Here is a 22,313-nt window from a genome sequence, read left to right on the forward strand (position 1 = left end):
ACATAGGAGATGCGGCGCGCCTGACGCGATAACAGAAAATATCTCGTATCTACCGGCCCGGTCGACGCGGCTCGCGGGGGCTCTTGTCGAGCCCCGCGCGGCGCAGCGCGTCAGCCATCGCGCCCTGTGGCGGGCGTGCCGGCTGAGCTGGGCGTTTACCTTTTTCGGGCCGCTCCCGCCGGCCACCGCCGGTGGCTGCCGGACCTTCGTCCTCCAGCCGCAACGTCAGCGAGATGCGCTTGCGAGGCACGTCCACGTCGAGCACCTTCACCCGAACGATGTCCCCCGGCTTCACCACGTCACGCGGATCCTTGACGAACGTCTTGGACATCGCGGACACATGGACTAACCCGTCCTGGTGTACGCCGACGTCGACGAACGCCCCGAACGCGGCCACGTTCGTGACCACGCCCTCCAGCACCATGCCGGGCTGCAGGTCCGCGATCTTCTCAATGCCGTCGGCGAACGTCGCCGTCTTGAACGCGGGCCGCGGGTCGCGCCCCGGCTTTTCCAGCTCCTTGAGGATGTCGGTGACCGTCGGTAGCCCGAACGTGTCATCGACGAAGTCCGCCGGATTGAGCTTCCGAAGGAGCTGACCATTGCCGATCAGCGTCGTCAGGTCACTCTTCGTCGCACCCAAGCTGACCGCCAAGAGCATTTGACGCACCACCGGGTACGCCTCGGGGTGCACGCTGGACGCGTCGAGCGGATCCTCACCACCCGGGATCCGCAAGAACCCGGCGCACTGCTCAAATGCCTTAGGACCCAGCCGGGGTACGTCCTTGAGCGCCTTCCGGGATCGGAACGGCCCGTTCGCGTCGCGGTGCATGACGATGCTCGTCGCCAGCCCTTCCCCGATGCCGGACACCCTGGTCAGCAGCGGTGCCGAGGCGGTGTTGACGTCCACGCCGACGCCGTTCACGCAGTCCTCGACCACCGCGTCCAGCGACCGGGACAGCTTCACCTCGGACAGGTCGTGCTGGTACTGCCCGACACCGATCGACTTGGGGTCGATCTTGACGAGCTCGGCCAGCGGGTCCTGGAGGCGGCGGGCGATCGAGACCGCGCCGCGCAGCGACACGTCCAGCTCGGGCAGCTCGTGCGAGGCGTACGCGGACGCCGAGTAGACCGACGCGCCGGCCTCCGATACGACGATCTTCGTGAGCTTCAGCTCCGGGTGCCGGGTGATCAGGTCACCGGCGAGCTTGTCGGTCTCCCGGGAGGCGGTGCCGTTGCCGATCGCGATCAGCTCGACGCCGTGCGCTGCGGCCAGCTTGGCCAGCGTCGCGATCGACTCGTCCCACTTGTGCTGCGGCACGTGCGGGTAGATCGTGCTCGTGGCCACGACCTTGCCGGTGGCGTCCACCACCGCGACCTTGACGCCGGTGCGGAAGCCCGGGTCCAGCCCCATGGTCGGCCGGGTGCCGGCGGGCGCCGCCAGCAGCAGGTCGCGCAGGTTGGCGGCGAAGACCCGGACGGCCTCCTCCTCCGCCGCCTGCCACAGCCGGCTGCGGATGCTGGCGTCCAGGTGGATCAGGATCTTGGTACGCCAGGCGGAGCGCACGGTGTCGCTCAGCCACTTGTCGGCCGGCCGGCCGTGGTCGGCGATGCCGAAGTGGCCCGCGATCCGGGGCTCATAGGAATTACGCAGCTCGGGGGCTCCATCAGCCGGTGGGGCCTCTGGCTCCGGCGTGAGGTCGAGGACCTCCTCCTTCTCGCCGCGAAACATCGCCAGGATCCGGTGCGACGGCAGCTTCGTGAACGGCTCGGCGAAGTCGAAGTAGTCGGCGAACTTGGCGCCCTCGTCCTGCTTTCCCTCGCGTACCCGGGAAAGCAGGCGGCCCCGCGACCACATCTGCTCGCGCAACGGGCCGATGAGGTCGGCGTCCTCCGCGAAGCGCTCGACGAGGATGTGGCGCGCGCCTTCCAGGGCCGCGGTGGCGTCCAGCTCCTCTTTCGTGAACGCTGTCGCCGCCGTCACGGGATCCTGCGTGGGATCGCCCAGAAGGAGGTCGGCGAGCGGCTCCAGCCCGGCCTCGCGGGCGATCTGCGCCTTGGTCCGCCGCTTCGGCTTGTACGGCAGGTAGATGTCTTCGAGGCGGGCCTTCGAGTCGGCCGCCATGATCTGCGCCTCGAGTGCCTCGTCGAGCTTGCCCTGGCTGCGGATCGACTCCAGGATCGCGGCCCGGCGCTCTTCCATCTCCCGCAGGTAGCGCAGCCGCTCTTCCAGCGTGCGGAGTTGGGCGTCGTCCAGCGTGCCGGTGGCTTCCTTGCGGTAGCGGGCGATGAACGGCACGGTGGCCCCGCCGTCGAGCAGCTCGACCGCAGCCGCCACTTGCCGTTCGCGCACGCCGAGCTCTTCGGCGATCCGTTGGTGCAGAGAGATCGTCGTCACGGAGCGATCCTAGGCGGTTACCTCCGCGAGTACGACCGACACGTTGTCCGGTGCGCCGCCCTGCAGCGTGAGCTTTATCAACGCCTCCGCACACTCGCCCAGGTCACCGTACTCGCGCAGGGCCGCGGCGATCGCGTCGTCGGTCACATAATCGGACAGTCCATCGCTGCACAGCAGATACCGGTCGCCCGGGTACGCTTCGAGCGCCGCGATCGTGGGCGTCACATCGTCGCCCTGCAGCGCCTGCGTGACCACCGATCGCTGCGGGTGCCGGCGCGCCTCCTCCGGCGTCAACACACCGTGGTCCACAAGCGACTGTACGTACGTGTCGTCCCGGGTCAGCTGGGTGAGCACGCCCTCGCGCAACAGGTACGCCCGCGAGTCGCCGATGTGCAGCAGGGTGAGCCGGTCGTCGCCGGTGTCGACGAGCGCGGTCAGCGTCGTGCCCATGCCCTCGCGCTCGGGGTGCTCGTCGACGACCTCACGGATGCGTTGGTTGGCGCCCCGCACGGCCTCCCGCAGGTCGCCGCCGGTCTCGTCGAGCGTCATCAGCGCCTTGATGACCAGGTCGCTGGCCAACTCGCCCGCGGGCAGGCCGCCGATCCCGTCCGCGATCGCGAAGAGGCGCCGCCCGGCGTACGCCGCGTCCTCGTTGTTCTCCCGGACGAGCCCCACATCGCTACGGACCGCCGCTATCAAGCTGAGCGTCATGGCATGCAGGATGCCAAATAGACGGTCCCGATGTCTCTACGCACTAGTACGTATCGTGAACCCCGTGATGCCGCTGTCCATGATCGGTCGCACGGCCGAAGTCGACGAAGTCGTCCAGGCGTGGTCCCTGGTCGCTGGCTCCCCGCTGCCCGTGGTCATCACCGGTGCGGCCGGCGTCGGCAAGAGCCTGCTGGTGGCCGCCGCACTCGACGCGCTCACGCCCCGCCCGGCCACCGTGCTGGCCGGCGCCGCCCGGGTGCACACCCCGGCGCCGTACGACTGGCTGGCGGCGGTGCTGAGCCGCCCGTTCGCGCTCCCCTTCGAGCCGCCGGACGGGCTGGCATGGCTCACCCAGGATCCGGACGTGCCCCGCGAGCGGTACGCCCCGGACGCGCTGCTGCGCCTGGCCGTACGCGTCGTACGCGAACTCGTCGACACCGGCCCGGCGGTGCTCGTCGTCGACGACCTGCACGCGCTCGACCCGGCGAGCCTCAACCTGATCGGCGCCCTGGCCACCACGCCCGACCTGCCCGTGCTGCTGATCGTCGCGAGCCGGCCACCGGACACCGCGGTCGTGGCCCGTACGCTCGCCCGGCTCTCCGGCGCGCCCGGCGCGATCCGGCAGCACCTCGGCCCCTTGGACACCGCCGAGGTGGCCGCCATCCTCACCCAGGTCTACCCCGAGTCGGCCGTGACCCCGGCCGTGGCCCGGATGGTGCGCGAACGTACCGGCGGCAACCCGTACTGGCTGACCGAACTGCTGGCCACGGCCCGGGACGGCGGCCCCGAGGCGCTGGCCAACGAGCCCGTCCCGTCCCACGTACTGCTCTCCGCCGACGCCCCGCCCGAGCTGACCGCGCGCGAGCTCGAGGTGCTGGCGTGCATCGCCGCCGGGATGTCCAACAAACAGGTGGCCCGCTCGCTGGGCATCTCGGTTCGCACGGTGACCGTGCACGTGTCGAACCTGCTCCGCAAGACCGGCGCAGCCTCCCGCACCGAGGCCGCCCTCTGGATGATCAAGGCGTCCCTCAAGTCGCCATAGCAACATGAGGGACGCCTTGATCATGGCAGGTTGGGGGCTACGGGCGAGCGCCCCAGATGGGGCGCTCGGTGACCGCGGCGTAGGCGTCGACCACGCCGTACCCGTAGAAGCCGTTGAAGTTCTTGCCGCCCTCGCAGAGCGCGTTGAACTCGTCCGACCGGCCCTCGTTGGTGTACGTCTGCAGGCGCGGCTCGGGGCAGGCGTGCTCGGCCGCGGTGCGGTAGAGCTGGTTCTCCACCTTCCACGGCTCCAGGCCGAGGCCGCCCCGGAACCAGTCCCGCTTGCCGTACTGGCTCACGATCAGCGAAGCCACGCCGGCCGCGTGCGGGGACGCCATCGAGGTGCCCTGCAGGTACGTGTAGTAGCCACACGCGCCCGCCGCGGTGCAGTCCTTGAAGACGACGCCGGCGGCCTCCGGCACGACGTTGCCGTCCGCGTCGACAGCACCCTCCTCCTGCAGCACCTTCTTGGGGTACGTCGAGAGGATCATGTTGGCGTCGGTGCGGTACGTCGGCGTGCCGAACCCGTCACGGAACCAGCCACCCGGTGCCGAGATTGAGATCTGCTCGGTGCCGTAGTTGGAGTAGTCCGACTTCTTGCCCGACGGGCCGAGCGCCGACACGCCGATCACGAACGGGCCCTCGGCCGGGAGGTCCCAGCAGGTCGCGTTGTCGATCGGACGCGGGTACGCCGGGGCACCGTAGTCCGGGCTGGAGATGTCGGTGCGCGGGTTGCCCATGTCCTCGTGGTTGTTGCCGAGCGCGCCGACCAGCGTGACACCGCGCAGGTGGGCGTACGTCAGCGCCCGCGTCATCCCCTTGATGATCGCGCGCTGCTCCGCCTTCGACGCCGCCGAGTCGGCCGGGTTGTCGAGGCAGTTGTAGAGCCACGGGTCGACGTAGAACGACATGTTGACCACGTCGATGCCGGCGTCGCCGGCGTACGTGAGGGCGTTGACCACCGGCTCCAGGAAGAAGTAGCCGGAGTCCTGGCCGCCCTTGAGCTCGACGAGGGTCACGTTGGGCGCGACGCCGGACAGGCCGGAGCCGTTCGCCGCCGCACCGATCGTGCCGGCGACGTGCGTGCCGTGGCCGCCGTCATCGGTGCCGACCGGGTCGAGGCAGCTCGCCACCTCGCAGGGGCCGTCGATGTCGGTCTTGTCGGGCGCGAAGTTGCGGGACAGCTTGGCGCTGAAGTTCGGGGCCAGGTCGGGGTTGCTGGCGTCGAGGCCGGTGTCGAGGATGCCGACCGTCACGCCCTTGTTGCCGGCCTGCTTGCGGCGCGCGTCGTCCGAGCGCACCATGTCCAGGCCCCACAGCTTGTCGTCGAGCGGGTCCAGGCCCGCGGTCGAGCCGCCGTGCTGGCCGCCGGCCGCGCCGGCCGCCCGGTGCTCCTGCTCGACCAGGTCGAACTTCTCCTGCTTCGGGGCGTACCCGACCGCGCGGTTCTGCGCCGCGCCGACCAGCGCATCGGCGGCCGCGACGCGGCTGGCGAAATCGGTGCGGCTGGACGACACCTTGTACACGCCGACGCTGTCGTTGCGGGCGACGACCGTACCGCCAGCCGCGCCGATCGCGGCGAGGGCCGCGTCCGCGGACACTCCGTCCTCGGCCACCACCGTGTAGTCGGTAGCCGTGGCGGGCGCCGCGCTTGACGGCCCCGCCGGAATCAGGGCCACGAGAGCCAGGGACGTCGCGGTGGCGACGGCACCGGCCATGAGGCGTCTACTCACCATTGGTTTCCTCTCATTGAGGGGTCGTTCAGCATCCAATCGGAAACGAGTGCCAATTACTAGATGGGCGTGCGTTAACGTCGGATCATGGATACGGCGGATCCGCGCAGCCGGCGCCTGTTCGGCGGCACCGCCATCGCGCCCGGCGACTTGGCGGCGAGCCCGTTCCGGGTCGACCGGGACCGCATTGTCAGCTCGCCCTTCTTCAGCCGGCTCGGCGGCGTGACTCAGGTGATCAGCCCGGGCGGCTCGGGGTTGCTGGTGCACAACCGGCTCACGCACAGTCTCAAGGTCGCGCAGGTGGCGCGGGCGATCGCGGAGCGGCTCGTGGCCGATGAGCGTTACCGGGATCTGCTGGACAAGCTGGGCGGATGCGACCCGGACGTGGTCGAGGCGGCCGCGCTCGCGCACGATCTGGGGCACCCGCCGTTCGGGCACCTGGGCGAGCAGGTGCTGGACCGGCTGGCGCGCCAGCGGCTCGGCCTGCCGGACGGGTTCGAGGGCAACGCGCAGTCGTACCGGATCGTGACCAGCACGGAGATCCGGCGCGAGACGACGATCGGCCTCGACCTGACGGCCGCCGTACGCGCCGCGATGCTCAAGTATCCGTGGACCCGGCACACCTATCCCGACCCGCATCCGCGGCACCTGGACCCGGCGCCGCGCGGGGCCAGCGCGCCGGCCGACGATCCGGCCAGCGGGTCGGCAAAGTTCGGCGCGTACAGCACCGAGGTCGCGGATCTCCGGCAGGCGCGGGAGCCGTTCGCCGGGCGGATCGACGACTGGCAGCAGACCGTGGAGGCGTCGGTGATGGACACCGCCGACGACATCGCGTACGCCATCCACGACGTCGAGGACTTTCACCGGGTGGGCGTGCTGCAGCAGGGTTCGGTGGCCACCGAGCTGATGGCCTGGCAGAACGAGCGCGCGGAGCTGCGGGCCTTGCCGGGTGAGGAGTTGGACGCGCAGTCGCGGCGGCCCGGCCGGGCGACCGAGCGCCTGCGCCGGCAACTGCACCGCAAGGACGGCTGGATCAGCGACGACGACGCGTTCGCCGCGGCGGTGGAGCACGTGCGCCACGAGCTGATCGACGGCCTGCTGGCGGCGCCGTTCGACGGGTCGGTGGAGGCCGAGCAGAACGTGGCCCGCTTCTCCGCCCGGTGGACCCGGCGGTTGATCGACGCGATCATGGTGGCGCCGCAGCCGCCGATCCGGTCCGGCCACGTGATGCTCGCCCAGGTGCAGTGGCATGAGGTGCAGGTGCTCAAGTTCATTCATCAGGGGTTCGTGCTGGCCCGGCCGGATCTCGCGCTGCACCAGCGGGGTCAGGCCAGCCTGCTCACCACGCTCGTGACGGCGCTGCACGACTGGCTGCTGGACCCGGACGAGCAGGCCCGCCTGCCGCGCCGGCTGCACGACCTGGTTGAGCTGGCCGAGGCCGAGTTGGGGCGCACCTCGCAGGTCACGGAACGCGTGATCCAGGCCCGCGGGCGGGCCGTCATCGACTTCGTCGCGGCGCTGACGGACAGCCAGGCGGTCGCGCTCCTCGACGCCCTGTCCGGGCGGTCTCGTCAACTTTGGACGGACGCGTTCGTCCTCTGAGCCCTCGAACGGGGTCTACACGTACAGTGACGTAGCGCGTACCGTCGATATATGCGGTCGACGCTCGGCGCTCAGCTGTCCGCCTTGCGCCGCCGGCGGGCCATGTCACAGCGCGATCTGGCCGAACGTGCCGGCGTCTCCGTCGACCTGGTCCGCAAGCTGGAGCAGGGTCAGCGGCACGCCACCCGCATCGCCAGCCTGACCGCGCTGGCCAACGCCCTCGATGTCAGCCCCGCCGACCTGCTCGGCAAGCCGCGCGGGCTGCCCGCCGGCCGGGTGAGCGGCGAGGTGGGTGCCATCCGGCGCGCGGTGCTGGGCGTACGCCGTACCAACGTGGAACCGCCCACGATGGACGCGCAGCGCGCGGCGGCCGCGGAAGTCTGGCGCCTGTATTGGGCCGGACGCTACGCCGAGCTGGCGCGCGAGCTGCCCGACCACATCGCCGGCGCGCGAGCGGCGGTCGACGCGGCGGCGACCCACGGCCGGCCGGCGGCCTGGGCGGTGCTCGCGGAGCTGCTCCAGGTCACCGCTTCGCTGCTGGCCCACCTGGCCCACGAAGACCTGGCCCACCTGGCCCTCGCCGAGGCGCTGCGCGCGGCCGAGGCGTCCGGCGACGAGCTGCTGCACGCCGGCCAGCAGGCGACCCGCTCGTGGGTGCTGTCCCGGCAGGGTCTGTGGTCGGAGGCCGAGTACGTCGCGGTGACCGCCGCCGAGCAGGTGCGGCCGGCGCTGGCCCGCGCGTCCGTCGACCAGGTCGCCGTGTGGGGCGAGCTGCTGCGCTACGGCACGACCGCGGTCGCGCGCTCCGGGCGGCACTCCGAGGCCCAGGAGATGCTCGGCCTGGTCCGCGCCGCCGCGGCGCGGATGGGCGGCGACCACCGCAGCCGGTACGTCGGCATGGCGTTCGGACCGACCGTCGCCGCGATGAAGGCGGTCGACGTGGCCATCGCCGCCGACCGGCCGCGCCAGGCCATCAAGCTCGCCGAACGGGTCGAGCACCCCGAGTCGGCCCCCACCGCGATGCACGCCCGCTACCTGCTCAACGTCGCCTGGGCGCAGATGACCGACTGGCGTTCACAGGATGCGGTCGACACGCTGCGTACCGTCGAGGCTCTGGCCGCCGAGATGCTGCCGCACCAGACGATCGCCCGCACGATCGTCGCGGAGCTGCTACCGCGCCGCCGCAAGCAGCGGCTCCCTGGCCTCGTCGGCCTGGCCGAGCGGATCGGCGTCGCCGCGGCGTAGTCAGCAAGGTAGGACGCCGTGCCTCACCCTCCGTGACTGCCCCTCTCATACCGTCGGGGCGTGACGGAGGGGGAACATACGCCGGCACGGCCGGCCTGGACCTGCGTGGCGTGCAGCCGGGACTGGCCGTGCGAGCCCGCGCGGGTCCAGCTCATTGGGGAGTACGGCGAACAGCGCGTGAACCTGGCCGTCTATATGGCGACCCAGTTGGGCCATGCCGCCGGTGAACTCACGCACGCCAGCCCGACCGAGTTGTACCAACGCTTCATCGCCTGGACCCGCCCATAGCATAGGTACTATCGTTTGGAGGACTTCTTAGACGGGACGGGGGAGTTCTATGACGGTCGTGAAGCAGTTGCGGGCGCCAAGTGTCGTGCCGCTCGATGACGCCGCCGCGATCGAGGTCAGCGACCTCCGGATGCGGTACGGGACCACCGACGTCCTCACCGGAGTGACGTTCACCGCCCGGCGTGGCGAGGTGCTGGCCCTGCTGGGGCCCAACGGGGCTGGCAAGACCACCACGATCGAGATCCTGGAGGGCTTCCGGATGCGGTCGGCCGGCGAGGTGCGCGTGCTGGGCGTCGACCCCGGGCACGCCGACGAGCACTGGCGGGCCGGCATCGGCGTTGTCCTGCAATCGTGGCGCGACCACGGCAAGTGGCGGGTCCGCGAGCTGCTCGCCCACCTCGGTACGTACTACGCCAGCTACTCCACGGACCGGATCACCCGCCCGTGGGACATTGACGACCTCATCGACGCGGTGGGCCTCACCCTGCACGCCGCGAAGAAGGTGGGTCAGCTGTCCGGCGGCCAGCGGCGGCGGCTCGACGTGGCCATCGGCATCGTCGGGCGGCCCGAGCTGCTCTTCCTCGACGAGCCCACGGCCGGGTTCGACCCGGAGGCCCGGCGCGACTTCCACGACCTGGTGCACCGCCTCTCCGACATCGACGACACCACGATCCTGCTGACCACGCACGACCTGGACGAGGCGGAAAAGCTGGCCGACCGCATCCTGATCCTGGCCGGCGGCGCCATCATCGCGGACGGTTCGCCCGACGAGCTGTCCCGCCGCATCAAGACCGACGCGGAGGTGCGCTGGAGCCGCGACGGGGAGCGGTTCGTGCACTCGACCGCCGACGCCACGCGCTTCGTGCGCGAGCTCTTCCTGCAGTACGGCGACGCGATCGCCGACCTCGAGGTGCGCCGGGCCAACCTCGAAGACACGTACATGGCGCTGGTGCGCGAGTTCGAGTCGGGCCGCAGCGCGGCGGCGCTGCGCGCGTTCGAGGAGGTGGCTTCGCTGTGAGTCCCATGGTGAGCGCGGCACGGGCCGGGCTGGCGCGCGGCTGGATCGAGCTGCGCCAGACCTTCACCAACGGCCAGGACCTGTGGAACTACCTCTTCCCCACGGTGATCCTGCTGGTCGTCATGGTCTTCATGCGCAACTCGACGGTGCCCGGCACCAACTTCTCGCTCGGCTCCCGGACGCTGCCCAGCGCGTTGGGCATGGGGATAGCGTTCGGCGGTCTGATCACGACGGCGATGGCGCTCACCGTCGACCGCGAAGACGGCACGCTGCTGCGCGCCAAGGCCATCCCGAACGGCATGTTCGGCTACCTCATCGGCAAGATCGTGCTCGTCACCGGGATGGGCGTGGTGAGCATGGTCCTGCAGTTGACGCCCGGCGTGTTCCTCCTCGACGGCCTGGCGATCGGCAGCCCAACCGGTTGGCTCACGCTGATCTGGGTCCTCCTGCTGGGCATGGTCGCCACCATGCCGATCGGCGCCATCTTCGGCTCGCTGTTCAGCAACCCGCGCAGCATGGGCATCATGATGCTGCCGCTCATGGGCCTCATCGCCACGTCCGGCATCTTCTACCCGATCACGAACTTCCCGGCGTGGCTGCAGTGGGTCGCGCAGGTGTTCCCGGTCTACTGGCTGGGACTCGGCATGCGGTCCGCCCTGCTGCCCGACAGCATGGCCGCGGTGGAGTTCGGCCACTCGTGGCGCCACCTGGAGACGGTGGGCGTCCTCGGCGCCTGGGCCATCCTCGGCCTCGTCATGGCGCCGATCGTGCTGCGCCGGATGGCCCGCCGCGAGTCCGGGTCCAGCGTGGCCGCGCGCCGCGAGAAGGCCATGCAGCGGATCACGTGAGGAACAGCGGATGAGCGAGGTCATCTACAACCGCATCGCCATGCTGCGCGCCGAGCGGGGCATCTCGCGGCGGCAGCTCGCCGACGCGCTCGGGGTCCACTACCAGACGGTCGGCTACCTGGAACGCGGCGAGTTCAGCCCGAGCTTGCACCTCGCGCTGCGCATCTCGCAGTACTTCGAGGTACCGGTCGAGGTGATCTTCTCCATCGACCCGTTCCCGCGAATCGGCACCGCCCAAACACCCGCCGACGCCCAACGCTCCGCATAGCCCCCACCCCCTCGCTGCTCCCTCCCGCCGCAGCCTCCCGGGCCGCGGCCTCCCGCTGCGGCCTCCCGGGCCGCGGCCTCCCGCTGCGGCCTCCCGGGCCGCGCCCTCCCGCGCCGCGCCGATCAAGGACTTCCTCGCCGATCAAGGACTTCCGCGTCGATCAAGGGCAAATGGTCGTGGATCGGAGATCAAAGCACGGCCGTTCGCCCTTGATCGGCGGAAAAGTCCTTGATCGGCGCGGCCCGGGAGGCCGCGGCGAGAGGCCGCGGCGCGCGGGAGCGGCGGGCGGGGGCGGGGCGGGTCACGCGGCGACGGTTAGGGCGATCAGGGCGCCGAGGAGGAGGAAGGGGCCGTGGGCGATGTGGTCCTTGCGGCCGGCCTTGCGCAGCACGAGCAGGGCGGCTGCGTACAGGCCGGCGAGGAGGAAGCCCGCGACGGCGGCGGCGAGCGCGACGCCCAAGCCGAACCAGCCGGCGACCAAGCCGACGCTGAGTGCCGCCTTGACGTCGCCGAGGCCCATGCCGGCGGGTGAGGCCACCGCCAGGATCAGATAGAACGCCGACACGGCAAGGGCGCAGACCACCGCGGACCAGAGCGGGCCGTACTCGCCATCGACCACAGCGGACAGTCCAAACAGGACAAGACCGCCACCGAACGCGGTAAGGGTGAGCCGGTCGGGCAGGCGGTGCACCGCGAGGTCGACGAACGCCAGCACCACCCCGAAGACCGCGACCCAGGCCACGGCGAGCAGCACGAGCGGCTCCGGGACGCGCCAGGCGACGAGAGCGAGCACCGCCGCCGCGACGGCCTCCACGACGCCGAGCCGAGGGCCGGTGCGAAACGACCAAGCCCTGGACGCATCGCGCCACGGCTCGCCCACGGGCACGGCGTACCGGTGGATTTGCGCGCGCAACACCGGGCCGAGGAGGACGCCCAGCACGACCGCGCCCACGACACGCAGTGTGACGCCCACGTGGCACCCTCCCACCAATGATCATTACCGACCGTGATCGTTTGGATTGCCTCTGTTGCATCGGCCCGACTGAGCCTATGCTGCCCATCTGGGATGGTGCACCACCTGACTCATCCATCACATACACCACATCGCCTGGGGGGAAACGGGCCTATGACCGGCTGGAGGCGCCGGACGCAAGCAAGGGGGAGGGTTTTCTGTTGCCCGCACAGCACCTGGGCCGAGCCTCGGCGGTCCTTGTCGCGCTGCTGATAGCCGGCCACGCCACCGCCTGTTCCTCGTCCAGCAAGGCAACGCCCCCCGCCGCACCGGCTCCAGCCGCCTCCCCCGATCAGGATGAAGCGGCCGCGTCGAAGGCCGCACTCGCCGCGTACACCGGCTATCTGGCCGCCTCGCGCACGGCGTCGGCCGACCCCGATCCCGCGCATCCCGACCTGCCGAAGTATCTGGCCGATCCGTTGCTCACCCGGGTCCGCGACGCCGTGCGCGACCTGGACAGCCACGGCGCGATGCGTACGGGAAAGCTCGTGTCCGATCCGCGCGTCAGCACGCTCGACCTGACCGCCGACCCGCCGACGGTGTCCATTCAGGACTGTCTCGACTCCACGGGATACAAAATGGTCTACGCCGACAGTAAAAAGCCCGTGCCCGGTGCCGCCGGTGGCCGATACGTCGCGACCGCGGTCGCGACCCGCTATCCCGACGGCAGATGGCTGATCAGCGACGGCGCGACGCACCAGGACCAGCCATGCTGACCCGCCGGCTCCTAGGGCGTGTCCTAGCCCTCGCCGCCGCTCTCGTCGTCCTCGCCGCGCCGACCGCGGCGGTCGCCGACCCGCCGATCGGCGAGTGCCCGCCGGGCCAGGACAGCTGCCACATCATCGACGATGACCCGGGCGATGGCGGCGACAACGGCGGCGGTGGCGGCGACGACAACGGCGGCGGTGGCGGCGAGCGGGAGTGCACCCGGGGCGGCGAGCCGATCGCCTGCTACGACCCCGTCTTCGGCTGGTTCAACCAGTCCGACGAGTGCTACTACCGCCTCACCGAGCCGCAACTGCCGCCCCCGCCGGGCGCCAGCGAGGACGGGGCCTGGTGGACGCCGACCTGCCTGGCCGGGACGCTGGAGCCGGACTGGTTCGACGACCCGCCGGTCGGTGCCGCACCGCCGGACCCGGAGACGCTCGCCCGCCGCGCACTCGCCGCGGTCACACTTCGCAAGCCCGACCTTCAGATCAAACCGGACCCGAACGGCGCCGGACTTGTCGGACTCCCGGTGTGGCTCTGGGCCAACAGGGCTCCCGAGACTTGGGGACCGATCTCCAACTCGGCGGAGGAAGCGGGTCTACAGGTGGACATCACGGCAACGGTCACCAACCTGAGGTTCGACCTGGGTGACGGCAGTCCTCCGATCGACTGCCCGAGCGGCGGCACGCCGTACCCCAAGGGTGCGACCGGGCCGTCGCCGGACTGCGGTCACGTCTTCACCAAGTCCAGCCGCCAGCAGCCGGGCCAGAAGTTCACCATTACCGCCACCACCACGTGGACGGTGACCTGGGAGAGCAGCGGCGGCGAGAGCGGCACGATCGAGCCGCAGATCCGCGAGGCCGAGGTGGCCGTACGGATCAACGAGCTCCAGGTGGTGACCGAATGAGCGTGGCAGCCAACCACCGCGTGGCGGGTCCCGTCGACGCACCCGTCGAGCCGCCCCGGGTCGTACGCCAGCGGCGCATGCGCCCCGGGCTGCTCGGGCTCGCCGTCCTGCTGATCGCGCTGGGCGGGCTGGGCGCGGCGTTCGCCGTGACCTCGGTACGCGCCACCGGCACGTACCTCGCCGTCTCGCGTGACGTGTCGGTCGGCACCGCGCTGACCGCCGACGACCTGCGCTCCGTACAGGTGGCCGGCGGGGTCGGGCTGTCGCCGGTGTCGGCGGGCGACATCGACAAGGTGATCGGCAAGCGGGCGGCGGTGACGCTGGTCCCGGGCACGCTCTTGACGATGGACCAGCTCACCGACAAGCCGCTGCTCGGCCCCGGCCAGCAGCAGGTGGCGATCGGCCTGAAGCCCAACCAGGTGCCGGCGAAGAAGCTCAAACCCGGTGACAAGGTGCTCCTGGTCAGCACGCCGCCGCAGAACAGCTCGGTGACCGGCGACGACCGCCCGGCCCAGACCACCCGGTACGACGCCGTCGTGGTCGACTGGGCCGAGCCGGACGAGAAGGGCCCCGACCGCAACACGATCGTCGTCTACCTGGCCCTGGCCAACCGCGACGCACCGGCGGTGGTGACCCTGGCCGCGCAGAACCGCTTGGCCGTCATCCTCACCGGGGCTGCCTGACCATGGCGATCGTCGCGCTGGTCTCGCCGAAGGGATCACCCGGGGTGACAACGACGGCGCTGGCCTGCGCGCTGTCCTGGCACCGGCGGCTCGTGCTCGCCGAGTGCGACCCCGCGGGCGGTTCGGTCATGGCGGGCTACCTGGGTGGCGGGGTGCCCGGTCCACGCGGCCTCGGCGAGCTGGCCGTCGCCGAGCTGCGCGACGGCCGGTTGGACAAGGACTTCTGGTCACAGCTCATCGACCTCGACGCGCCCCGCCGGGAGCGGCTGCTGCTGCCGGGCATCGTCGACCCGGCCCAGGCCGGCAGCGTCAGCCCGCTGTGGCAACGGTTCGCCGACTTCTTCGTCGGGCTGGAAAAGGGCGAGCCCGCGTACGACGTGATCGTCGACTGTGGACGGCTGCAGGTGGCCAACCCGCCGTGGCCGGTACTGCGCGCGGCCGCCGTGGTCCTGGTCGTGACCCGGGCCCACCTGCCCGACCTGTCGAGCGCGCGGGCCACGGTCGCCGCGATCCAGCGCGACTTCCGCGAGCACCGGGTGGTGCCGGGGTCGGTGCGGCTGCTGCTGGTCGGCGACGGCCACGGGCGCGGCGAAATCAGCAAGGCGCTGGAGCTGCCGGTCATCGCGCGGATGCCGGACGACCCGCGTACGGCAGAGGTGCTGACCCTCGGCGGCACGGTCAAGGCGGCCCGCCCGCTCATGCGCGCCGCCAACGCGCTGGAGGTCCCGATCACCGCCATCCTCGACCGCCGGCGCGCCCGGTTGGGCTGGCGTCCAGCGCTCGCGGAGGCGCCGAATGCGATTTGAGCCGGTCACCCACGACCCCCGCGTACGCCAGCCGGCGGCGACCTCCACGGCGCCGCCGGTCCCGCCGCAGATCACCAACGGCCGTCACGCCGCCCTGCCCGCCGCGCCGCCGGCCGTCCCCCGCCGCCGGCCCAGCGGCAGGCCGACTTCGCCGTCGTACGCGAGCTGCGCCGGCAGCTCACCGAGCGGCTGACGCAGTGGCAGCGCGGGCGGGAGTTCACGCCCGACGAGGAAGACGTCGAGCGGGTACGCCTCGCGGTCGCGGTCGTCTCCGAGTACGCCGACACGGTGCGCCGCAGTGGCACGCCGATGCAGGCGGTCGAGGAGCGGATGCTGCTCGACCAGGTCACCGCCGAGCTGGTAGGGCTGGGCCGGCTACAGACCCTGCTGGTCGACGAGACGATCGAAGAGGTGCACATCCTCGGCTGCGACCACGTGCGCATCACCCGGCACGGCGGCGGTATCGAGTGGGCGCAGCCGATCGCCGACAGCGACGAGGAGCTGGTGGAGATCCTTCAGGCGGCCGCCCGCCGGGCCGGCGCCACCGAGCGCTCGCTGTCGACCTCGAAGCCCACGCTCGACCTACAGCTCCCGGACGGCAGCCGGCTCGCCGCCGTCTACCTGGTCAGCCACCGCCCGTACGCGGTGATCCGCAAGCACAACACGCTCGACATCTCGCTCGACGACATCGCCGGCGGCCGGCCGGACCTCGACGAGATGATGGACACACTGATCCGCGACTTCCTGCGCGCCGCGCTGCGCGCCGGGCTGAACATCATGGTGGCCGGGCTGGCCGGCGCGGGTAAGACCACCGTGATCCGGGCCCTGATGAACGAGATCCCGGCCGACGAGCCGTACGTGCTGCTGGAGGAGAGCCGCGAGCTGCTCCCGGCGCGGCGCAGCCAGCGGCACCGGGCCGTGATGAGCTTCGAGTCCCGGGAGGGGCACGGCGAGCGCGGTGCCGACGGCCGCCCGGCCGGCGAGGTGGCGATCGCCGACCTGATCCCGGTGTCGTTGCGGATGGGCGCGCTGCGGATCATCGTCGGCGAGGTCCGGTCCCGGGAGATCGTGCCGATGCTCCAGGCGATGACCACGAGCCGCGGGTCGATGTGCACGATCCACGCCCGTTCGCCGGGCAGCGTGAGCGATCGCATCATCGAGCTGGCCCTCTCGCACGGCCGGGAGATGAGCGTCGAGCAGGCCCGCCGGATGGCCGGCAACGCGCTGGACCTCATCGTGTACGTGACGGTGGAGGACGAGACCGCGATCGGCGGGCGCAAGCACCGCTTCGTCTCGCACGTCGAGGAGATCATCGGGGTCGGCGACGGTGCCCGGATCTCCACCACGACCGTTTTCGGACCGGGCGCGGACGGCCGCGCCGTACCCATGCATCTGCCCGAACGCGTCCGCGACGAGCTGTTGCGGGTGGGTTATGACGCGCGGATGCTCAGCCGGTACATCGAGGCCAAGACCGGGGCCTGGCGGCGCCCGCGAAGGAGCCAGCTGCGGAGGCGGTCGTGACCGTACCCGCCAACATCGAGCTGGTCGCGGTCCTGTCCGGCGCCGCGTGCGTCGGCGGCCTGATCCTCGCGGTGGTCTCCCTGATCGGCACGCGGCGGCCGGACCGGCCGCCGTCGCCGACGAGCCGCCGCCTGGACCGGCTGTGGAACGGCTCCGGGGTCACCGCAGGCGAACGCCGCCGGCACCGGACCGTGCTGATCGCGGCGATCGCGGCCGGGGCGCTGGCCTGGCTGGTCACCGGCCTGCCGATGATCGGCCTGCTGGTGGGCGTCGCCGTGCCGGGCGCGCCGTGGCTGCTCAGCGTCGGCCGGGCGGAGCAGCGCGCCATCGCCCGCATCGAGGCGGTGGGCGAGTGGACCCGCCGGCTGCGCGACGTCTCCAGCACCGGCCAGGGCCTGCAACAGGCCATCATCGCGACGGTCTCCACCGCGCCCGAGGAGATCGCCGACGAGGTCAGCCTGCTCGCCGCGCGCCTGCAGGCCGGCTGGAGCGCCAAGGACGCGCTGCTGTCGTTCGCGGGCCAGCTCGGCGACCCGATGTGCGACCAGGTGGTGGCCGCGCTGATCCTGCACCTCAGCGACCGCGGTGAGCGGCTCGGCGACGTACTCTCCTCGATCGCGACCGCCGCGGCGGCCGAGGTCGCGACGCGGCGCGAGGTCGAGGCCAAGCGGACCCAGCCGAGGTTCGCGGTCCGCTTCCTCACCGGGATGACGCTCCTGACCCTCGGGTACGGCCTGCTGAACCCGCAGTACATGGAGCCGTACGGCACCGCGACCGGCCAGATCGTGCTGATTGTCCTCGGCAGCACCTTCGTCGCGCTGCTCGCCTGGACCCGGACGATGAGCATGCCTCCGCCGCCGGTCCGCTTCCTGGCCATCCCCGACGAACGCCGGGAGGTGGTCTCATGATCGTCAACCCGCTGCTCGTCATCGCCGTCGTGGCCGGATCGGCGGTCGGGTTGGGCATCTTCCTGGCGGTACGGGAGCTGCTGCCCGCGACGCCGGCGCTCGGCCCGGCGCTCAACCGGCTGCACCCGACCACGCTCGCCCCGGTGCGCGCGAGCCGGCAGTTGGACTGGCTGACCGGGCTGTCCCGGTGGGTCCGGCCGCCGACCAAGGAGCTGGCGCTGCTCGGCAAGACGCCCGAGCAGTACACGTTGTCGCTGATCCTGTCCGGGTTGATCGGCCTCGCCATCCCGGCCATGCTGACGCTCGCCGCGGCGACCGTCGGCATGTCGCTGCCGTTTGTCGTCCCGACCGCGGCCGGGCTCGGGCTCGCTGTGGTGTTCGCGGTGGTGGCGCACGCCGACGTGCTGAGCAAGGCGAAGGCGGCCCGGCGGGAGTTCACCCAGGCGGTCTGCACCTACCTCGACCTGGTGGCGCTCCAGCTCTCCGCGGCTCACGGGCCGGTGCAGTCGCTCGAACGCGCCGCCGAGGTGTGCGACGGCTGGGTATTCCAACGGCTCCGCGAGTCGCTGCGGATGGCCCAGATGCAGATGCAGTCGCCCTGGGACGAGCTGCGCATGCTCGCCGACAAGATCGGCGTACCCGAGCTGGGCGACGTCGGCGCGATCGTGCAGGCGTCCGGCACCGAGGGTGCACAGGTGCACGAGACGCTGCGGGTACGCGCCGACTCGCTGCGCGACCAGATCCGGACCGACAACCTGGCCCGGGCCGAAGCGATCACCAGCCGGCTCGACGTGCCGGGCGCGCTGCTGGTGTTCGTCCTCGTCGGCTTCGTCCTCTACCCGTTCCTGGCCCGAATCTGAAGGGAACCGCCATGACCCCCGTCTACTACGTGCACACGTACCTCAAAACGCGGATCGACCACCTGCGTACCGCCGGCGAGCGGGACCGGGGCGACAGCCCGGTGCCGACCGCCATCATCATCGCCGGGCTCGCGGCGGCGGCCGGGGCCGTGGTCCTCGCCGCCACCACGCTGGCCAACGGCTGGATGGCCAAGATCGCACCGTGATCCGTCGCTGGTTCGCACGACTGCGGTCCGACCGGGGTGCCACCCCGGTCGAGCTGGCCGTCGCGTTTCCGGCGATCCTGATCTTGACGTTCGCGTCCATCCAGGTCGGTGCCTGGTTCCTGGCCAGGGCGGTGGCGCTCAACGCGGCCCAGGTGGCGGTCAGCTCCACCCGTACCCTCAACGGCGCCTCCACCGGCGCGGGCGAAGAGCAGGCCAGCAGCTTCATCGCCGACACCGGCGGCTGGTTGGTCGGCTGGGACGTGCAGGTCACCCGCGACGACGAGCAGGTCAGCGCGACGGTGACCGGCAACGTGGTGTCCGTCATCCCGGGCGTCAGCTGGTCGGTCAGCCAGACGGCCCAGGGGCCGGTCGAGCGCTTCGTCCCGGAGGAACCATGACGAAGCGGGACGCTGGCTCGGTTTCGGTGGAGATCGCGGTGCTCGCACCGGCGTTCCTGCTGCTTGTCGTGCTCGCCGCGGTGGCCGGGCGCACCGCCATCGCGCAGAACGCCGTCGACCTGGCCGCACACGAGGCCGCCCGGACCGCGTCGCTGGCGCGTACGGCCGCCACCGCCGAGGTGCAGGGCGAGGCGGCGGCCAACGCCACCCTCGCCGAGCAGGGGCTCGACTGCGGCAACAGCCTCGTCGTGGAGGTGAACACGTCCGGGTTCGCCGCCGACCTGGGCGAGCCGGCCACCGTCACCGCGACGGTGACCTGCGACGTGTCGCTCGCCGACCTCGCCATGCCCGGGGTGCCCGGCAGCAAGACCGTGCAGGCGACGTACGTCTCGCCGCTGGACCGGTACCGGAGCCGCGGATGAGGGCGCGCCTGGGTGACGACCGCGGCCGGGTCAGCATCTTCCTGGCCGTGGCCCTCGGCGGCATGCTGATCATCATCGGCCTGGCGTACGACGGCGCGGGGCACCTCGGCGCGTTGCAGCGCGCGCACAACCTGGCCGCCGAGGCCGCTCGGGCGGGCGGCCAGTCGATCGACCGGGCGCAAGCCATCGAGGGCGGTCCCACCGAGATCAACGAGGCCGAGGCGGTCGCCGCGGTCGACGCGTACCGGACGGCCGCCGGCGTGAGCGGGCCGCCGCCGACGTTCTCCACCGGCCCCAACGGCGAACCGCTCATCCAGGTGCAGGTCATCGTCACGTACGACAACAAGTTTCTCGACGTCTTCGGCTTCTCGGACACCACCACGGTGACCGGTACGGCCACGGCTGTGCTTCTCACCACCCCGGACGGATAGGAAGGAGGCGGCGCCATGCGTCTGCGGCAGATCATCGCCGGGCTGGGGTCGCTCGTCATCCTCATTGGACTCTTGGCCGGCGCACCCCTCGCGCTGGCCGTCTTCGCCGGCAACCCGCTGCCGGACCACGTGCCCGCGCTCGCCGAGATCGGCGACGCACTGACCAAGCCCGACGACGGGCAGCTCTTCCTCCGCACGCTGGCCGTGGTCGGGTGGCTGGGCTGGGCGACGTTCGCGCTGTCCGTACTCGTGGAGATCCCGGCGCGGGCACTGCGCATCCCCGTACCCCGGCTGCCGGGCATGCGGCGGCAGCAGCGGATGGCGGCGGCGCTGGTGGGCGGGGTGGCCCTGATCATCGGGGCGAGCCCGGCGATGGCCTCGGCCACGACGTTGGCTCCGGCGCCCGCCGTGGTGGCGGCGCCCGCATACGCGCCCGCGCCGCTCGTCGCCTCATCCGCGGTGCGGGACGATCCCGGCGTGCCCGTCTACCGCGTGGAGAGGGGCGACTACCTGGGCCACATCGCCGACCGCTACCTGGGCGAGTTCGACCGCTATCCGGAGCTGGCCAAGCTCAACAAGATCCGCGATGCGGACGTGATCCGGCCCGGACAGATGCTGCACCTGCCCGATGGTGCGTCCGACAGCGGCGTACGCTCCCACGCCACCGGCTTGGTGTCCGCGCCCCCGCCGGCGACGGAACGCCCGGCATCGCCCCCGCGTACCGAGGCCCCGCCGACGCCGGTTGTCGAGGAGGAGCCCGAGGTCCCCTACGTTCCGCCACCGCCGACGGTGCAGGAGGAGTCGGTGAGCGGCGGGACTGGCGCCTCGGCGACCCGGCCCGACCAGAAGCAGGGCCTCAACCTGCCCTTGGCCGTGTCCGCCGTGCTCACCGCGGCCAGCCTGGTGGGCGCCCAGATCGGCGTGCTGCTGGGCATACGCGACAAGCGCCGCGCCGCCCGCCGCCCCCGCTAACCCCCTCTCTCTTTACGCCGATCAAGGGCAAACGGTCGTGGTTTGATCTCTAATCCACGACCGTTTGCCCTTGATCGACGTCGAAGTCCTTGATCGGCGCAGGTGTGGATGCCCGGGGCGGCTTTCCATGATCGCGGTGATCAGGGACACGCTCCGGGGCGCGCCGAGGACACGCCAGAGCTACTCCCTGATCACCGGGCGGAGACGATCACCGGCAGAGAGGACGCCGCATGGCGCTCCCGGCGCAGGTCGCGGGCTCTTGCCTTGACCCAGGTCGCCACTCAATGCCGGCCGATCGTCGATCAAGGAAATCCCCGTCGATCAAGGGCGAAAGGTCGCGGATCGGAGATCCAACCACGGCCGTATGCCCTTGATCGACGCAAAAACGCCGGGCGCAAAAACGCCGGGCGCTGCTCACAGCTGGGCCAGCCGCTCCGGGTCGGCGATGATGTCGATCTCCGCGATCTTGCCGTCGCGGATCGTGAACGTCATGAGCGCCACCGGCTTTCCGTCGGCCGTGTTGAGGACGCCGGCCGCCCCGTTCACCAGCACCGGCTGCGGCGAGTAGGCGAATCGGGCGAACGTGAGCGCCTGCTCCGCCACGGCCGCCGCGCCGTGCAGCTTCGACAGCCCGGCCACGGCGCCCCGGTCGGCGCGGAGCACCACGTCGGGGTCGAGCACGGCCACCAGCGCCTCGAAGTCGCCGCCCCGGGCCGCCGCGAGAAACGCGTCCACCACCTCGCGCTGCCGGTGCACATCAGGGTCGGGCGGTGCCGCGGCCCCCTGTACGCGCCGGCGGGCACGGCTCGCCAACTGCCGGGCGGCGGCGGGCGAACGCCCCACGATGGTGGCGATCTCCTCGAACGGCACCGCGAACGTGTCGTGCAGCACGAAGGCGAGCCGTTCGGCCGGCGCCAGCGAGTCCAGCACCACCAGCATCGCCAGCCCGACCGAGTCGGCGAGGAGCGCCTCCTGCTCCGGGTCGATCCCGTCCGCCGGGCTCACGATCGGGTCGGGCAGGTGCTCCGCCATCGACACTTCGCGGCGGGCCGTACGCGTGCGGAGCATGTCCAGGCACACCCGCCCGACCACAGTGGTCAGCCAGCCGCCCAGGTTCAGCACGTCGGTGGTGTTTGAGCGGCTGAGCCGCAGCCACGCCTCCTGCACCGCGTCGTCGGCCTCGCTGAGCGAGCCGAGCATCCGGTACGCAACGGCCTTCAGGTGGGGTCGGTGGGTCTCGAACCGCTCGACCAACCAGTCGTACTCGTCCACGGTCACATCCTTCGCTCGCCTTCCGTCATAGCACTGACGAAGCGAACCCAGTCGGGTG

The 22,313-nt window shown here is 71.5% G+C and carries 23 protein-coding genes and 1 pseudogene; 19 read left to right on the forward strand and 5 right to left on the reverse strand.

Annotated elements, in window-relative coordinates; genetic code table 11:
* Positions 1 to 49: 49 nt before the first annotated feature.
* Entirely contained in the window at positions 50 to 2,395 is a 2,346-nt protein-coding gene (locus Prum_RS18645; RefSeq protein WP_178132656.1) for a Tex family protein, read from the reverse strand.
* A gap of 9 nt (positions 2,396 to 2,404) precedes the next feature.
* Complete coding sequence (locus tag Prum_RS18650; protein ID WP_173077703.1) at positions 2,405 to 3,106, reverse strand: PP2C family protein-serine/threonine phosphatase; 702 nt, start codon at positions 3,104 to 3,106, stop codon at positions 2,405 to 2,407.
* 67 nt (positions 3,107 to 3,173) lie between these two features.
* On the opposite strand from Prum_RS18650, the gene Prum_RS18655 reads away from it, so the two are divergent.
* On the forward strand, positions 3,174 to 4,148 hold the full coding sequence (locus Prum_RS18655) for a helix-turn-helix transcriptional regulator (protein ID WP_246278586.1): 975 nt from the start codon (positions 3,174 to 3,176) through the stop codon (positions 4,146 to 4,148).
* Between the two features lie 37 nt (positions 4,149 to 4,185).
* Here Prum_RS18655 and Prum_RS18660 read toward each other — a convergent pair whose 3' ends face one another.
* Complete coding sequence (locus Prum_RS18660) at positions 4,186 to 5,880, reverse strand: S8 family serine peptidase (protein WP_173077705.1); 1,695 nt, start codon at positions 5,878 to 5,880, stop codon at positions 4,186 to 4,188.
* A gap of 87 nt (positions 5,881 to 5,967) precedes the next feature.
* On the opposite strand from Prum_RS18660, the gene Prum_RS18665 reads away from it, so the two are divergent.
* From Prum_RS18665 to Prum_RS18690, 6 genes are read left to right on the forward strand one after another with little or no spacing between them, the layout of a single operon-like run.
* Entirely contained in the window at positions 5,968 to 7,482 is a 1,515-nt protein-coding gene (locus Prum_RS18665; RefSeq protein WP_173077706.1) for a deoxyguanosinetriphosphate triphosphohydrolase family protein, read from the forward strand.
* A gap of 51 nt (positions 7,483 to 7,533) precedes the next feature.
* Positions 7,534 to 8,727, forward strand: a complete 1,194-nt coding sequence (locus tag Prum_RS18670) for a helix-turn-helix domain-containing protein (protein WP_173077707.1) — start codon at positions 7,534 to 7,536, stop codon at positions 8,725 to 8,727.
* A gap of 60 nt (positions 8,728 to 8,787) precedes the next feature.
* On the forward strand, positions 8,788 to 9,015 hold the full coding sequence (locus Prum_RS18675; RefSeq protein ID WP_173077708.1) for a flavin reductase: 228 nt from the start codon (positions 8,788 to 8,790) through the stop codon (positions 9,013 to 9,015).
* 49 nt (positions 9,016 to 9,064) lie between these two features.
* Complete coding sequence (locus tag Prum_RS18680; RefSeq protein WP_173077709.1) at positions 9,065 to 10,033, forward strand: ABC transporter ATP-binding protein; 969 nt, start codon at positions 9,065 to 9,067, stop codon at positions 10,031 to 10,033.
* On the forward strand, positions 10,030 to 10,881 hold the full coding sequence (locus Prum_RS18685) for an ABC transporter permease (protein ID WP_173077710.1): 852 nt from the start codon (positions 10,030 to 10,032) through the stop codon (positions 10,879 to 10,881). The genes Prum_RS18680 and Prum_RS18685 overlap by 4 nt, the downstream gene beginning before the upstream one ends.
* Positions 10,882 to 10,891: 10 nt before the next feature.
* The gene (locus Prum_RS18690; RefSeq protein ID WP_173077711.1) at positions 10,892 to 11,149 is read left to right on the forward strand and encodes a helix-turn-helix transcriptional regulator; all 258 of its coding nucleotides are present in this window, start codon (positions 10,892 to 10,894) and stop codon (positions 11,147 to 11,149) included.
* A gap of 301 nt (positions 11,150 to 11,450) precedes the next feature.
* On the opposite strand, the gene Prum_RS18695 is transcribed toward Prum_RS18690, so the two are convergent.
* Entirely contained in the window at positions 11,451 to 12,122 is a 672-nt protein-coding gene (locus tag Prum_RS18695) for a prepilin peptidase (RefSeq protein ID WP_173077712.1), read from the reverse strand.
* Positions 12,123 to 12,199: 77 nt separating this feature from the next.
* On the opposite strand from Prum_RS18695, the gene Prum_RS18700 reads away from it, so the two are divergent.
* From Prum_RS18700 to Prum_RS18760, 12 genes and pseudogenes are all read left to right on the forward strand, one after another.
* Entirely contained in the window at positions 12,200 to 12,877 is a 678-nt protein-coding gene (locus tag Prum_RS18700; RefSeq protein ID WP_371871377.1) for a hypothetical protein, read from the forward strand.
* Complete coding sequence (locus Prum_RS18705; RefSeq protein ID WP_246277973.1) at positions 12,871 to 13,776, forward strand: hypothetical protein; 906 nt, start codon at positions 12,871 to 12,873, stop codon at positions 13,774 to 13,776. The genes Prum_RS18700 and Prum_RS18705 overlap by 7 nt, the downstream gene beginning before the upstream one ends.
* The gene (locus Prum_RS18710) at positions 13,773 to 14,459 is read left to right on the forward strand and encodes an SAF domain-containing protein (protein WP_173077714.1); all 687 of its coding nucleotides are present in this window, start codon (positions 13,773 to 13,775) and stop codon (positions 14,457 to 14,459) included. The genes Prum_RS18705 and Prum_RS18710 overlap by 4 nt, the downstream gene beginning before the upstream one ends.
* A 2-nt stretch (positions 14,460 to 14,461) precedes the next feature.
* On the forward strand, positions 14,462 to 15,265 hold the full coding sequence (locus Prum_RS18715) for a CpaE/TadZ family protein (RefSeq protein ID WP_173077715.1): 804 nt from the start codon (positions 14,462 to 14,464) through the stop codon (positions 15,263 to 15,265).
* Positions 15,255 to 16,786 (forward strand): annotated as a pseudogene (locus Prum_RS18725) (TadA family conjugal transfer-associated ATPase). The gene Prum_RS18715 and the pseudogene Prum_RS18725 overlap by 11 nt, the downstream one beginning before the upstream one ends.
* Positions 16,744 to 17,694 carry a type II secretion system F family protein gene (locus Prum_RS18730; RefSeq protein WP_173083877.1) on the forward strand — a complete coding sequence of 317 codons (951 nt, stop codon included), beginning with the start codon at positions 16,744 to 16,746 and terminating at the stop codon, positions 17,692 to 17,694. Before Prum_RS18725 ends, Prum_RS18730 begins: the two are co-directional and overlap by 43 nt.
* Positions 17,694 to 18,554 carry a type II secretion system F family protein gene (locus tag Prum_RS18735; protein WP_173083875.1) on the forward strand — a complete coding sequence of 287 codons (861 nt, stop codon included), beginning with the start codon at positions 17,694 to 17,696 and terminating at the stop codon, positions 18,552 to 18,554. Before Prum_RS18730 ends, Prum_RS18735 begins: the two co-directional genes overlap by 1 nt.
* An 11-nt stretch (positions 18,555 to 18,565) precedes the next feature.
* Entirely contained in the window at positions 18,566 to 18,760 is a 195-nt protein-coding gene (locus Prum_RS18740) for a hypothetical protein (protein WP_173072750.1), read from the forward strand.
* A complete protein-coding gene (locus Prum_RS18745; protein WP_173077717.1) occupies positions 18,757 to 19,158 on the forward strand; it encodes a TadE/TadG family type IV pilus assembly protein in 402 nt (133 codons plus the stop codon). Before Prum_RS18740 ends, Prum_RS18745 begins: the two co-directional genes overlap by 4 nt.
* Positions 19,155 to 19,580 (forward strand): TadE/TadG family type IV pilus assembly protein, encoded by a 426-nt coding sequence (locus Prum_RS18750; RefSeq protein WP_173077718.1) that lies wholly within the window; start codon positions 19,155 to 19,157, stop codon positions 19,578 to 19,580. The genes Prum_RS18745 and Prum_RS18750 overlap by 4 nt, the downstream gene beginning before the upstream one ends.
* Positions 19,577 to 20,011, forward strand: a complete 435-nt coding sequence (locus Prum_RS18755; RefSeq protein WP_173077719.1) for a pilus assembly protein TadG-related protein — start codon at positions 19,577 to 19,579, stop codon at positions 20,009 to 20,011. Before Prum_RS18750 ends, Prum_RS18755 begins: the two co-directional genes overlap by 4 nt.
* A 15-nt stretch (positions 20,012 to 20,026) precedes the next feature.
* A complete protein-coding gene (locus tag Prum_RS18760) occupies positions 20,027 to 20,983 on the forward strand; it encodes a LysM peptidoglycan-binding domain-containing protein (RefSeq protein WP_173077720.1) in 957 nt (318 codons plus the stop codon).
* 414 nt (positions 20,984 to 21,397) lie between these two features.
* On the opposite strand, the gene sigJ is transcribed toward Prum_RS18760, so the two are convergent.
* Positions 21,398 to 22,255, reverse strand: coding sequence for an RNA polymerase sigma factor SigJ (gene sigJ, locus Prum_RS18765; protein WP_173077721.1), 858 nt, complete (start codon positions 22,253 to 22,255; stop codon positions 21,398 to 21,400).
* Positions 22,256 to 22,313: the final 58 nt, after the last annotated feature.

Origin of the sequence: Phytohabitans rumicis, assembly GCF_011764445.1 — a bacterium.
GTDB classification, from domain to species: Bacteria; Actinomycetota; Actinomycetes; order Mycobacteriales; family Micromonosporaceae; genus Phytohabitans; species Phytohabitans rumicis.

Coding starts and splice junctions, on each gene's coding strand:
- Prum_RS18750 (WP_173077718.1), top strand. CDS start 19,155: ATGACGAAGCGGGACGCTGGCTCGGTTTCGGTGGAGATCGCGGTGCTC.
- Prum_RS18665 (WP_173077706.1), top strand. CDS start 5,968: ATGGATACGGCGGATCCGCGCAGCCGGCGCCTGTTCGGCGGCACCGCC.
- Prum_RS18710 (WP_173077714.1), top strand. CDS start 13,773: ATGAGCGTGGCAGCCAACCACCGCGTGGCGGGTCCCGTCGACGCACCC.
- Prum_RS18700 (WP_371871377.1), top strand. CDS start 12,200: ATGCTGCCCATCTGGGATGGTGCACCACCTGACTCATCCATCACATAC.
- Prum_RS18670 (WP_173077707.1), top strand. CDS start 7,534: ATGCGGTCGACGCTCGGCGCTCAGCTGTCCGCCTTGCGCCGCCGGCGG.
- Prum_RS18655 (WP_246278586.1), top strand. CDS start 3,174: ATGCCGCTGTCCATGATCGGTCGCACGGCCGAAGTCGACGAAGTCGTC.
- Prum_RS18680 (WP_173077709.1), top strand. CDS start 9,065: ATGACGGTCGTGAAGCAGTTGCGGGCGCCAAGTGTCGTGCCGCTCGAT.
- Prum_RS18690 (WP_173077711.1), top strand. CDS start 10,892: ATGAGCGAGGTCATCTACAACCGCATCGCCATGCTGCGCGCCGAGCGG.
- Prum_RS18760 (WP_173077720.1), top strand. CDS start 20,027: ATGCGTCTGCGGCAGATCATCGCCGGGCTGGGGTCGCTCGTCATCCTC.
- Prum_RS18705 (WP_246277973.1), top strand. CDS start 12,871: ATGCTGACCCGCCGGCTCCTAGGGCGTGTCCTAGCCCTCGCCGCCGCT.
- Prum_RS18715 (WP_173077715.1), top strand. CDS start 14,462: ATGGCGATCGTCGCGCTGGTCTCGCCGAAGGGATCACCCGGGGTGACA.
- Prum_RS18755 (WP_173077719.1), top strand. CDS start 19,577: ATGAGGGCGCGCCTGGGTGACGACCGCGGCCGGGTCAGCATCTTCCTG.
- Prum_RS18650 (WP_173077703.1), bottom strand. CDS start 3,106: ATGACGCTCAGCTTGATAGCGGCGGTCCGTAGCGATGTGGGGCTCGTC.
- Prum_RS18740 (WP_173072750.1), top strand. CDS start 18,566: ATGACCCCCGTCTACTACGTGCACACGTACCTCAAAACGCGGATCGAC.